Annotated in this window: 13 protein-coding genes; 3 read left to right on the plus strand and 10 right to left on the minus strand. The window is 40.9% G+C overall.

The window, feature by feature from the left end; genetic code table 11:
• Positions 1-59: 59 nt before the first annotated feature.
• The 3 genes from AC55NX_RS12285 to AC55NX_RS12295 all read right to left on the minus strand — a co-directional run bounded on the left by AC55NX_RS12285 (position 60) and on the right by AC55NX_RS12295 (position 4,609).
• Complete coding sequence (locus AC55NX_RS12285; RefSeq protein WP_496996005.1) at positions 60-1,805, minus strand: methyl-accepting chemotaxis protein; 1,746 nt, start codon at positions 1,803-1,805, stop codon at positions 60-62.
• Between the two features lie 495 nt (positions 1,806-2,300).
• The gene (locus tag AC55NX_RS12290) at positions 2,301-3,932 is read right to left on the minus strand and encodes a methyl-accepting chemotaxis protein (protein ID WP_496996006.1); all 1,632 of its coding nucleotides are present in this window, start codon (positions 3,930-3,932) and stop codon (positions 2,301-2,303) included.
• A gap of 296 nt (positions 3,933-4,228) precedes the next feature.
• On the minus strand, positions 4,229-4,609 hold the full coding sequence (locus AC55NX_RS12295; protein ID WP_496996007.1) for a SpoIIAA family protein: 381 nt from the start codon (positions 4,607-4,609) through the stop codon (positions 4,229-4,231).
• A 414-nt stretch (positions 4,610-5,023) separates the two neighbouring features.
• On the opposite strand from AC55NX_RS12295, the gene AC55NX_RS12300 reads away from it, so the two are divergent.
• On the plus strand, positions 5,024-5,263 hold the full coding sequence (locus AC55NX_RS12300) for an AraC family ligand binding domain-containing protein (protein ID WP_496996008.1): 240 nt from the start codon (positions 5,024-5,026) through the stop codon (positions 5,261-5,263).
• Positions 5,264-5,307: 44 nt separating this feature from the next.
• The gene (locus tag AC55NX_RS12305) at positions 5,308-5,847 is read left to right on the plus strand and encodes a helix-turn-helix domain-containing protein (RefSeq protein ID WP_496996054.1); all 540 of its coding nucleotides are present in this window, start codon (positions 5,308-5,310) and stop codon (positions 5,845-5,847) included.
• Positions 5,848-5,872: 25 nt separating this feature from the next.
• Here the strand turns inward: AC55NX_RS12305 and AC55NX_RS12310 are convergent, their stop codons facing one another.
• From AC55NX_RS12310 to AC55NX_RS12320, 3 genes are all read right to left on the minus strand, one after another.
• Complete coding sequence (locus AC55NX_RS12310) at positions 5,873-6,205, minus strand: branched-chain amino acid transporter permease (RefSeq protein ID WP_496996009.1); 333 nt, start codon at positions 6,203-6,205, stop codon at positions 5,873-5,875.
• Positions 6,198-6,899 carry an AzlC family ABC transporter permease gene (locus tag AC55NX_RS12315; RefSeq protein ID WP_496996010.1) on the minus strand — a complete coding sequence of 234 codons (702 nt, stop codon included), beginning with the start codon at positions 6,897-6,899 and terminating at the stop codon, positions 6,198-6,200. The genes AC55NX_RS12310 and AC55NX_RS12315 overlap by 8 nt, the downstream gene beginning before the upstream one ends.
• Positions 6,900-7,060: 161 nt before the next feature.
• On the minus strand, positions 7,061-7,594 hold the full coding sequence (locus AC55NX_RS12320; RefSeq protein WP_496996011.1) for a 2OG-Fe dioxygenase family protein: 534 nt from the start codon (positions 7,592-7,594) through the stop codon (positions 7,061-7,063).
• Positions 7,595-8,079: 485 nt separating this feature from the next.
• On the opposite strand from AC55NX_RS12320, the gene trxC reads away from it, so the two are divergent.
• Positions 8,080-8,517 carry a thioredoxin TrxC gene (gene trxC, locus AC55NX_RS12325; RefSeq protein WP_496996012.1) on the plus strand — a complete coding sequence of 146 codons (438 nt, stop codon included), beginning with the start codon at positions 8,080-8,082 and terminating at the stop codon, positions 8,515-8,517.
• Between the two features lie 59 nt (positions 8,518-8,576).
• Here trxC and AC55NX_RS12330 read toward each other — a convergent pair whose 3' ends face one another.
• From AC55NX_RS12330 to sbmA, 4 genes are all read right to left on the minus strand, one after another.
• Positions 8,577-8,999, minus strand: coding sequence for an organic hydroperoxide resistance protein (locus AC55NX_RS12330; protein WP_496996013.1), 423 nt, complete (start codon positions 8,997-8,999; stop codon positions 8,577-8,579).
• Positions 9,000-9,123: 124 nt separating this feature from the next.
• Complete coding sequence (locus AC55NX_RS12335; RefSeq protein WP_496996014.1) at positions 9,124-9,570, minus strand: MarR family winged helix-turn-helix transcriptional regulator; 447 nt, start codon at positions 9,568-9,570, stop codon at positions 9,124-9,126.
• 242 nt (positions 9,571-9,812) lie between these two features.
• Complete coding sequence (locus AC55NX_RS12340; protein WP_496996015.1) at positions 9,813-9,980, minus strand: entericidin EcnAB; 168 nt, start codon at positions 9,978-9,980, stop codon at positions 9,813-9,815.
• 327 nt (positions 9,981-10,307) lie between these two features.
• Complete coding sequence (gene sbmA / locus AC55NX_RS12345) at positions 10,308-11,582, minus strand: peptide antibiotic transporter SbmA (RefSeq protein ID WP_496996016.1); 1,275 nt, start codon at positions 11,580-11,582, stop codon at positions 10,308-10,310.
• Between the last annotated feature and the right edge of the window lie 598 nt (positions 11,583-12,180).

A 12,180-nucleotide genomic window follows, 5' to 3' on the forward strand; every position in this document is an offset into this window, starting at 1 on the left:
GGTGAGAAAATCACCAGCCTGAGCGCGATGCCCAGGCTGAGTGGTTGTCATGAAATAAATTATTCAATTTTAAACTTATTTACAATCGCTAATAATTGCTGATTGATGGTAATCAAGCGGCGTGTTGTCTCTGCGGTATTGTCACTATTATCGTTGATGGTATGCATCACCTCACGAATTGCAACCATACTCCGGTTAATATCTTCGGTTACACTGCTTTGTTCTTCGGCTGACGTTGCAATCTGAATCGACAAGTCATTAATTTCATTGACCGCCGACGTCACTTTATCCAATGAAGACACCACCACGGTTGTCGATTCTTCGGTTACCCGACAACTGTTACGAGTCGATTCCATACTGGAAACCACGGTTGCTGTTCCGGCTTTCAAGCGATCTAACATCTGGACAATGTCCTCGGTACTCCGATGGGTTCGTGACGCTAGCGCCCGCACCTCATCAGCAACGACCGCAAAACCACGCCCTTGATCTCCGGCTCTCGCTGCCTCAATCGCAGCATTCAAAGCCAGTAGGTTAGTCTGTTCGGCAATACCACCGATTTCACCCAGTAATTTACCGATTTCTTCTGTATGCATGTTCATATCAGCAATGAATCGAGCCGTTTCTTCCACTTCTTCTGCCAATGCACCGACTTGTGAAACGGCTCGTTGTACCACTTCTTTAGAATGCTCAGCTTCACTATTTGTCGCTTCTGTCTGGCTTGCTGTGTTGGCCGCATTTTCTGCAACGACAGATGCTGTCGAACTCATTTCATTCACAGCGGTCACCGTCAATTCAATTTCCTGACTATGTGACTGAAGCAATTTACTATTCGAATCGGTTTGCTGTTCAAGTTGGGCGATTTCCCGGCTAATCGTATCCGTCGATTCCCTCACCTGTCGCATCATCTTCTGCAAATTCTCGATAAACTGATTGATGCCATCCGCGATCATGCCCAGTTCATCTTTTGAATCCACGGCCAGACGATGTGTCAGGTCACCAGTGCCGTTCGCCAGATCGGCAATCAAATTCTTCAACAAAAGAATCGGCTTGAACACCCAGTTAATCAGAAGAATGGCAATCGGAATCAAAATAATAGCGGCAATGATCAACGCAATGGTAATGCTGCCATTTAATGCGTCTGTATCATTTTGGATATAGTCGTTATCGATGTATCCGGTGAGCGTCCACTCTTTTCCGGCAACATTGAACTTTGCGGTCAGCGGTGTCAGATCATGCCCTTCAACTTTATTGGAAAAGATCTGGGTTTGCTTGTCATCTATCAGCTCAAGATAGCTGCCATCCGTAGACATTGAGCTCAGCAGATCACCAAGATAAGAGAGGTCGATGTAGAAAATATTTCCGGAATCTTTGTTCTCAGGCACAGTAATCGTGATCGTTGGTTTTCCATTATCCATGAAGACATTGCTCACGGTCAGCTCACCACCAGCCTGTTTAAAGATATCCATATATGGCTGAGCTTCCTGCGGATCTTTAATTGCGCCATCTCGATTGATGGTCATTCCGAAGGCAACTTTAATCGCATCTTTGAAGCCCGTTTTTTCTATTGCCTGTTTGACTTCGTAAAAACTGAACTTAGTTGACTGAGCCAGCACGATATTGTCTTTAAGCTTCCCTTCCACCACAGAACGGATCGTGTCAATCTGTGTCCGGATCACTTGGCTATCACTTTGATGTATATAGCGACTGATATAAAAATTAGCACTAACGTAGGCAGTGAATATCGTCACACAGATAATCGCAACAACAATGGCAAGCAATTTAGTCTTAAATGATACCTTTTTCATACTATATCCATGATCCTTTTTCAATTTGTAGCCAGCAATGACCACTATATTCCATAATGTGGTATACAAACAAAAAGTGTTCCATTTAGATTATAACAAAGAGACATATCGAAAAAATGTTATATCCGACACTTTTAAACATCATATAACGTATATCGACAGTTGGAACAGATTCTGTAATTGAATGGTGGCTATTCGCAAAAACTAACAATCGTACTATCAAAGAAACTGACCATCATTTATCAGATTTTAGCTCAAAACACCATTTTAAAAATTTTGATCACATTTTTGGCAATTTGTAGCTAAAAGTGAATATAAATCAATTTAAAGTCCCTGTATTTGGGATCCTCCTCATTCTTTTCAGATCGCTGTTGCTGTAAGGAAAGCTGTTGATATGCAATCAAATACAATAAATTAGGGAGAATCCAAGACCCTCCCCTAAACAAAATATCTCATATTCCATGGGTCGTATTACGGTCAATACGCCCCTGAATATTACACTTTAAACTGACTCACTAAGTCAGAAAGCCGCTGCGAAATATCGGCAACTACATTACCGGTATCGGCCACGCGCTGATGAACACTGGTGGCTTTATCAGACAGTTCTTTCAGCTCTCGAATGCCTTGATTCACATCGACAATTACCGAACTCTGTTCTTCCGTCGCCGCAGCAATCTGAATATTCATTTCTTGAACCGTGGAAATCAATTCGCGGATATCCTGAAATGCATGTCTCATCTCATCAGCCATTCCCACGGATTCAGTAACAGCATCTTCTCCGCCTTGAATGGCCGCCTGAGTTTCATTCACACCTTTAATCAGGCCGGATATCATGTCCTGAATATCTTCTGTTGAAGACTGTGTCCGTTGTGCCAACGTTCTCACTTCATCAGCCACAACCGCAAAGCCGCGCCCTTGCTCACCGGCTCGTGCCGCCTCAATTGCCGCGTTCAATGCCAGTAGATTGGTTTGGTCAGCGATACCACGGATCACATCCAAAACTGAAGTAATATTGTCAGAATCTGCGGCAAGTGATGACATCTTCTGGCTGGCTTCTTGAAAACTCACCGATAATTTATCGTTCAGCGCGACATTTTTATCCACCAACGTCATACCACTACTCGCAGCACGATTCGCTTCATCACTTTTAGAAGAAGTATGTTGGGCATTGGTGGTAATTTCTTGAATGGCAAGGTTGATTTGTTCAAACGCTTGAAATAGCAGTTCCAGACGCTGCTGCTGATTGTGACCAATCACTTCCGTTTTACTCACGACATCCTGAAGATGACTTGTATCCGCCCCCAGTTTCTCAACCCCATCAATCACATTTTTTACCAGTTGTTGGAGCTGTTCCAGCAAGTTATTCACGCTTGAAGACAAATCACCCAATTCGGTTTTTTTCTTCACGGTCAAACGGCTCACTAAATCACCATCTCCCTGAGTCAAATCATCGATTTTATCTTTTACAGAGTAAATCGCAGACGTAATCGCTTTGGGAATGAAAAATACCAATATCAGCCCTATCACCACCGAGATAAGGGAAATCATCATATTCCATAAAATTCGCTGTCCGACAACTTCACGCGATTGTGCATGGAGTTCATTCCCGAGCTTATCGACCAGTTCACCGGCTTTATCATACTCACTACGTAATATCTCAAAATGTTTCTCAGACTCAGTGAATTGTGTGTTGGCTTGTATCTTGTCACCGTTTTCTATCAGCGCAAACACCCGATCCGCCAGATCCTTCCAGTCTTTAAAAATACTATCGAAATTATTGAATTGTGCGATGATCTGAGGATAATCAGCCATATAATTCAAATAGTTTTGCATTCGATCATAGGCTTGCTGGACATTTTCCTGATAGTCATCTTTTGAAGCCTTTAGTACTTTCTCGTCATTGGTCAGGAGCCCGTCTTGCTGTCCTTTGAGCGCCTGATACAAATCTCGATCAGCATTGAGGATATCTCGTTGTGCTTTTCTTAATGGTTCAGCAAAGAGTCGGATATTATGATCGAGTAGGTTAAGGGAGCTCCGGTTCTGTAATCCGGAGAAAACAATAATGGCAGTTAAAAAGGCCAAAGACAGGCCAAGCTGCATACGGATGGTAAAATTACTAAACATCATGGCATCCTAAACAATATGCATTAGCTTCTGTGAAACTTCTTATTATATGAATTCCAAAACAGACCTAACGCAATAAAATGAATATGACCAACGTGACGTTTAATATTTCATTTGATGATGGATATACATCTAAAGTCTAGCAACAGAATCCTCAATGAGAGAGCATATGTAATAAAAAATCATTCAATGTAAAGATGACGTTAAGCAAATCAATAAAGTTCATGTAACATAAAGATAGGACAAAGCATAACTCTGACCCATATCACAGTAATCGTTTTAGCACCCCACCTTTGTAGCTAATCCTGCAACCATCGAATCGCTTCATCATGATCATCGAAATAGCGGATATCTCCCGAGATGAACCAACTCCCGACTTTTGCTGCAAGCGCTTGCCATTCCTGATGACCATAGAGCGCCACTTTATTAAAATCCGCACCATGTTGCAGACCCAGTTTGAAATCATCCCATGCGGCCCGAAGCTCCCATCCCTCCAACTCAGAGGCATCAAAGAACACATCGACTTTCGGTGTGTTCACCTTCACCAGTGCGGCATCCAGCAGGGGTGTGATCATCTCGTAGTCCTGATGAGTTAATGTTCCAACAGCTTTAATCGATACAAAAAATTCGTGATCGACCCGCTCCAGTCCAATGGTGAGGCCATGTTTTTTATACGCCATCCTAACCTCCATCAAGTATCTTGAGACATATAACTACAGCATAAAACTACAGCATAACGATCCAACCATATTATCATTTAAGCATATGCCATCCGGTAAATAGGCTCTTGGATCCATCCCACAAATTCAACATAAACGGGCAATCAAACCATCACGTGACAAAGAAGGGCTCACTTTTCTTGATAAAAGGACAGACACCGTAAAAGACGATACAAGGACAGACACCATCAAGGGGCAGAAACATCAACAAACTTTACCGAACAGAATATATCCAACACAGAACCCTGAGACCTGTAACAACATGAAAACTAATTTAAATCTTGTATAAGTATAGGTCATCATGAGAGTATGCTTGCATAAGTTAGATTTACGACATTAAAGATTGAAAGTAACGCATTTGGGGAAAGAATAACTATGAGTACCTTGAAATATTCAGATTTTAATATAAACCCTATCTTTCCTGATGTGATTACTTCTCAAGCTAAAAATCTTTCTCAAGAGTGCTCACCACACTTCCATTTAGATTATGAAATTACTTTGGTCACTTCTGGTGTACTTGGGCTGAATGTCGGAAACGTGAAGCGTTACTATAGTAAAAACCAATTATGTATTATCAATCCAGAAATGGTTCATTATGGTGGGGGGGCGAATTAATATCGACCAAAAGCATGCGTATAAAGCCAGAATTCATCTTGAAAGTGGCGAAAATGAGAAGCCCTGAGCACCCAAACGTGTTGTATTTCGATACGACTGCTGTTTTCGATCCAAGAATTACAGATTTGTTTCTAAAGTACTTTGATCTTTCTAGGAGTGAAAATAGTTCACCTCAAAGTGTGTCAGATACGGGATGGGATTTCTTTTCTACTCTACTGGACTATTCTAGTGACGCAATCCCCAGAGAATTTGGTAAACCAGTACACGGTATTAATGAAATTGACTTAATGCGCGAAAAAGTTCGTGAGAAAATCAACATTCCTGATTTGGCATCTCGAATGAATTTGTCTGAATTCTACTTTATCAAGAAGTTCAAAAAACAATATGGATTAACGCCATATAACTTCTTTATGCAGATGAAATTAGAAAGCGCATTTAATGAATTGATTAAAGGTAAGCGAATAAAAGAAGTAGCTCACGATTTTGGCTATTCCGACCAAGCACATTTAAATCGATTACTCAAAAAACACTATGGCTACACGCCGGTAGAAGTCAGAAAAATAAAGCAAGAAGTAAAAATGTAATCACCTCTTGCTGACTCGTAACGACTTATAAAAATAGAGCGTAGTTAACGATGGAGAGATGAATACCCAAACCAATTCCTATCGCAACCAGTGCATTTCTTGTAAACCAATACGCTACGAAAACCACTAAAGAAGAAACAAGTTGTGGGATACCGTAAGGGGCCGTTGAGAAGTCAATGTGCAAAAAAGTGTATGCAACCAGCAATAGCATGATTCCAACCGGCATCTTAGTCCCGATATATTCCAGATATTGATTTGATGATAGCTTATCCATGACGATAAAAGGAATGACCCGTAATAATACCGTCACTACAGAAACGGTTGAGATAATCAGAAATATTTCCAAGCTGCTACTCATGAATAGGAACCTCCATTTTAGCCTGTTTATAGTCTTTACTTATGAGCAATAAATAACAGATTATCCCTGATCCTAAAAAAGAAGACTTTAATACGTAGAACTCCATTAATACACCAAATACGCAGGATATTGCAGCATAGATTAATAAAGACGTATCTGAGTCATTACTGACAGCATCTGCTGAAAGTGCTATGAACATTGCTGTCAAGGCGAATTCAAAACCTGTAACTTCTGCCGGTAATAATGAACCTAATACGGCACCTAAAAAGGTAGCACCAACCCACCATGCATGACTAATCACTTGCAATAAACTAATGTCTTTACCGCTCAATGGTCTTCCTTTGGAAGCACAAACAATGGCATATGTCTCGTCAGTTAAGGCAAAAACACCGTAAGCCTTTTGCAAGCATGATTTCATACTTTTTAGTGGAAAGGACAAACCATAAAAAATATGCCTAAAATTCACGATCAATGCAGTCCATGCCACCGCAATTAAAGGTTGTCCAGAAAGAATAAAAGTGACAACCAAAAATTCGATTGAGCCAGCAAAAATCACTAGCGCAGAAATGGGGGCCCAATACCAATCAATACCACTCGATACCATGAAGACCCCAAGCGCTAAACCTAAAGGGACATATGCTGTCGCAACGGGTAGTGTTAATTTAAATACTCTGAGTAAACTAGATAAATCCAATGTCATTCCCTCGCATTAATAAAGCAGGATGGAAAACGAAAGCCTGAGCTTAGGCTCTCCACAGGTTCCCCTTGGTTAAATTCTTTGATCGACATTCAATGTTTCAAGTATCATGTTTAGACATTGCTTTAGAAAAACTTCTTCTCTGGCATAAGTTATTCTTACTCCATTTTTAGATCCAAACACTTCAGCCAGCATAACAAGCAATTTATTTCCCCTGGCAGTAAATTATGTTCATAAATACTGCTCTCGTCTTCGAGAGGGGAAATCAATGAAGTCGCTCCATTGACATTGTTGAGTGAAACACAATAAATCGCTAAATAATCAAAACCATCTTGGTGAAAACCTTCTGGGGCTGGGTATCCAATCACACCTTCTTCGGTCACGACTCTTATTTGGTGACAACCTATAGAGTAATTTCCTGGCGGAATCTTTTTATTATCCACAACAGTATTAATTATTCTATTTATGTGCGATTTGGATTCATCCTGTAAAGGATTAAACTCTCTTTCTTGTCCACCCATATAACTATTTAGTTCTTTTTCCTGAAAGAAATTACCTGCTTTATACCAAGTTAATCTTCTATTTTCATACTCTCCAACTCCGTATGCTCTATATCGATAAATATAATTACCTTTCAGATATTCATCTGCTTTTAAATGATTAAACGTTTCATAAAGAAATGAATTAGGCACTTGAGGAGCATTTATAATACTTAGTATTTCCCTTTATCTCATTGTTAGATGTTGTCTCATAATACAAGCTTATAAAAGCAATGGATTGAACGTTAATGTTCTATTTTTTGAATAATATTGCTATACGTATTTTCCTTGTGGATTTAGTTGTCTCGCGTATACATTGAAATATAGTATTTAGCTTAATTATTTTTGTTTTATTTGTGATTTTTATCTGATTAATCAACAAATAACTTAAATATAAAACATTCATTTCAAGCTATTTATACTTGAATTAGTGTAAATAACGTCCCTCGGAAGACTTATTTTAAATACCTAACAAGGACAGACACCACAAACAGGCAGAAGCATCAACACGCTCCTAGCAGATAACATCCCTACAGCGGTATCGATCCGCTTGTCCGTGCTTGACTCATGGTTGTTATCTACTTTCATTTGGTGATAATTATGGTTCCCCACTCACCCAGTTATCAAGTCAGGACCCTATGACCAGTATTAAAACCCGTTGCCCGTCATGCCATGCGATGAATCGCGTTCCCACCGAGCGTATTTCTGAATCGTCGGTCTGCGGCAAGTGTAAACAGTTCCTCCTTGACGGCTTACCTGTTGAGGGAACCGTCGATAATTTTCAGTCCATTTTGAATAGTGATATCCCCGTCGTTGTTGACTTCTGGGCACCGTGGTGTAACCCGTGTGTCGGATTTGCGCCAGTTTTTGAGCAAACGGCACAAGAACGCGTGCAGCGGGTTCGGTTTATCAAGGTCAATACTGAGGCTCAACAAGCATTAGCCGCGCAATTTCAGATTCGCAGTATTCCAACGCTGATGGTTTTTCATCGAGGGCAACGGCTTAATATGATCAACGGTGCACTACCTTATTCGCAGTTTAATGCATGGCTGGATGAGTCGTTGAAAGGCGTGTAAAAGGCTGGTGTTACAGGCACACGAAGCGTGCCTGTCCTCGTTAGACATCATTCAAGACGTTATACAAGCACTAACTCGACTCGAATATTGCCGCGAGTTGCATTTGAGTATGGACAGACTTGATGCGCTTTTTCGATCAGCGTTTGTGCGACGCTACGATCAAGTTCCGGTAGAGAAATATGCAACTCGACATCAATCGCAAAACCAACACCGGCCGTATTTTGACCAATGCCGACTTTTGCCGTCACACTGAGATCTTGAGATAATTTAATCTTATCTTGCATGGCGACAAACTTCAGCGCACCGATAAAACATGCTGAATAACCTGCAGCGAAAAGCTGTTCTGGGTTTGTCCCTTCACCACCGGCACCGCCCAATGCTTTTGGGGTACTCAGATTCACTTGTAATTTGTTATCGTCAGAAGCGGATTTTCCGTCACGTCCGCCAGTCGTTGTTACTTGTGCTGTATATAAAAGATCCATGAGCAACTCCTATTAGTTATTGCGATAATTATTTTGATTGAAAAAGTCCCGCAACTTTTCCTCTCTAATGATGTTATGTTATTGCAATAATAATTATCGTACAAGATATTTTTTAACAGGCAACTTACTCTGGCTGATTCTTAAGTAAGTTTTTTCTCAATGTCATGATTTTATCTTTCATCTCAATCAGCTCTTGACTGGGTATACCACAGGCCTCAATCAAGCACTGATTAATTTTCACCGCTTCAGCTTTGAGCTGCTGTCCCTTTGGTGTCAGGCGGACACTCAATGAACGTTCGTCATGTAGCTGTCGCGTACGATTCACCAGCCCCTCTTGTTCCATTCGTTTAATCACAGGCGTGAGAGCACCGGATTTCTGTCCTAATCGCTCACCAATATCTTTAAGACCGATACCATCTTGCTCCCAAAGAATCAGTAATACGAGATATTGCGGATACGTTAGCCCCAAAGGTTCAAGTAGAGGTTTATACATCTGCGTCATCGCCAGAGAGGTTGAATAAAGGGCAAAACATAGCTGGTTATCCAGCAATAAAGCGTTATTATCAGACATTCTTTCTACTTCTTTTTTCTCAGGTCTACTTCTATCAGCCGTTGACGGCATGACGACCCGTTTAAACGACTGAGGTTCGATGTTCAGTGGGTCACACTATGTTCAGTGGATCACACATTGTGAGGCGCGCTGTTGTTGAGGATCTTCATTTATCAATATTCAATCCTTTCAAAATAATGTCGATGACAACAGCGTCCGACACACAGGTCAATCAAAATCCAACGATAACGAGAAGCAAATGACTATTCAGCGGTTGCCTCATGAATCGCTTCTTTCGTTGAATGATACACTTCACTCGATTTCTCTTTGGTTGTATCCCATATTTCAGAAGAGTCTTCTTTCACACCGTTCCAAGTTGAGGAACAAGCACTCAAAAACAAAGCGAATACAGCAATCAGTCCATATTTCATTGATACTCTCCTATTTACTGAACGACTCAAGCAAAAGCATAGCACGACCTCGTACTCGTCTTCTGCCCATTTTCCTGTCTGTGCTAAGGAACCTTCTGTTACAAAGAAACCTTCTTTTACAAAAGACACGGAAAATATGATGTAATAACATAATGTCGTTTGTGTAATGCAAATGTCAAAATCATCATCAAGTGCGGAAGGAACCTCTCATAATTGAGTATAACGATAACATCATCCGATGATTTCAGGGCTCACATCCACAAGTTTTGGTGAAAAGGGACCGCGGATAAAATGAAGGCTTCCGGTCAATGGAAGCCCTAGATGGTACTAATTTTCGGCTGGGTTTTCGATAAGCGGGATGTTTTGTAAACCATCCGCTTCATCTTCAAATGCTTTGAGGCGTTTATAAATAGACAATAGCTCGACAATCGTCGTCCATGAGTTGACCAGATATTGAAAAGAACTCTCAACCTGCCCGAATGCATTGATAATTCGCTGCATCACACCCAGCGTGAAAGCACCTGCAACAATTGAAGGCGCCAATGCAATGATCGGAATAAATGTGCCGACCTGTAAGTAACCGTAACGGACGATATTAAAGTACACATAATGCTTATAAAGACGAAAGTAGTTATGCCGGACATCACTGAATAACTCTTTTAAGGTTTGCGGGGCAGCACGGCTTTCATGATCCTCACCATAAACTAATTCTTTTCTGTAAGCGGCTTCGACACGTTGATTCTTAAATTCTAATCCCGGTAATTTAACCCCGGCAGCCGCCAGTAATACAGTACCGATGATCGACCAAATAATGGCAACAAAGACCAACCCCTGAGACACTTCACCAATCAATGGTAATGTTTTCACATAACCGGAGAGTCCCCACAAAATTGGCAAAAAAGCAATCAGTGTCATTACCGCATTCAATAAGCTGACACCTAAACTTTCCATGATCGAAGCGAAACGCATCGTATCTTCCTGAATCCGCTGTGATGCCCCCTCGATATGGCGAACCTGTTGCCAGCGGGCGGTATAATAATCCGTCATTGCGGTACGCCATCGGAACACATAATGACTGACAAAAAAGTGATTACAAACCGCGACCATAATGGCAATAAGCAAAATCACGGCAACGGTTGTCAGTTCACCATAAAACTCATTGAGGGTAATGCTGTTGGGATTTGTTAATGCCTTCTGGATCAGGTTATAAAAATTACCATACCATTCATTGATCATGACACTGACTTCGACCTGAAACCAAGTAATGAATACGATCACACCGGAACCAGCGACCGACCAGCGAGCCCATTTCTGGTCACCGAATTTTAACCAGACGCCAATAAACAAGGCATAACAAACAAACATATACTGATATAACCAAGCATTAGTCGCACTCTCTAGTGCTTGTTGAAAAGCGGCCTGCACCGCAGGTGCAGCATCCACCAACAACGGCTGTGGGAACCCCATCCCGACCAGATAGCCGAGGCTAAGATCAGCACCTAACTCACGAACACCGGTGTACCAACAAATCACACAAAGCAGTGCCCAAATAACAAAACTGAGGAAAAATAATTTTGGTCTCGGAAAGAAAGAATCAAACACTATATCAATCTCTTATTAATTTTTTACTGACAGTTATCGTGCCGATGTACAACATCGTGAAGCACGGTATAAATGAATCACAGCGTTAATATTCACGATTCCGCGGTGACATGCAATCCTTCTCACTTACAGCAGATCATTGTCAGAGAGTCAGACATACATCCGATATCAAACAAACCACCGCAGCTTTTCTTCGTGTGGACAATCAGTTCTATTCAGCAATCACCATGAAGCCGATAGCACTGTTCGTTAAGACCAACAGAACGAATGAAAATTCCCTGTGCGTGACGATTGAGTGGGGAGATTCCTATTTAAAATGTGCCGCTACTGTTTAAAAACCATGAAAATAATTCAGTGATTATGAATAAATGACCGCACCGACTATGCTCTCTGAATATTCAAGTCCAACTTTAACTTACTCATGACAAAGTAATAACATGACATAATTTTTTTCGGTTAAATTAAAAGTATGTTTTAGTAAAGGCCAGAAAAATATAGCCATTATGAGCATGATATTTTAGTAAAAATTATTATGTTGGCATGGTTGCTATTATTTAAAACATGTAGTTTTCGCTAAACAACAATTGTACATCAACGA

The sequence above is a fragment of the Vibrio rubrogenes genome (assembly GCF_059641415.1).

Coding starts and splice junctions, on each gene's coding strand:
- AC55NX_RS12290 (WP_496996006.1), bottom strand. CDS start 3,932: ATGATGTTTAGTAATTTTACCATCCGTATGCAGCTTGGCCTGTCTTTG.
- AC55NX_RS12300 (WP_496996008.1), top strand. CDS start 5,024: ATGAGTACCTTGAAATATTCAGATTTTAATATAAACCCTATCTTTCCT.
- AC55NX_RS12340 (WP_496996015.1), bottom strand. CDS start 9,980: ATGAAATATGGACTGATTGCTGTATTCGCTTTGTTTTTGAGTGCTTGT.
- AC55NX_RS12295 (WP_496996007.1), bottom strand. CDS start 4,609: ATGGCGTATAAAAAACATGGCCTCACCATTGGACTGGAGCGGGTCGAT.
- AC55NX_RS12330 (WP_496996013.1), bottom strand. CDS start 8,999: ATGGATCTTTTATATACAGCACAAGTAACAACGACTGGCGGACGTGAC.
- AC55NX_RS12285 (WP_496996005.1), bottom strand. CDS start 1,805: ATGAAAAAGGTATCATTTAAGACTAAATTGCTTGCCATTGTTGTTGCG.
- AC55NX_RS12335 (WP_496996014.1), bottom strand. CDS start 9,570: ATGTCTGATAATAACGCTTTATTGCTGGATAACCAGCTATGTTTTGCC.
- AC55NX_RS12310 (WP_496996009.1), bottom strand. CDS start 6,205: ATGAGTAGCAGCTTGGAAATATTTCTGATTATCTCAACCGTTTCTGTA.
- trxC (WP_496996012.1), top strand. CDS start 8,080: ATGACCAGTATTAAAACCCGTTGCCCGTCATGCCATGCGATGAATCGC.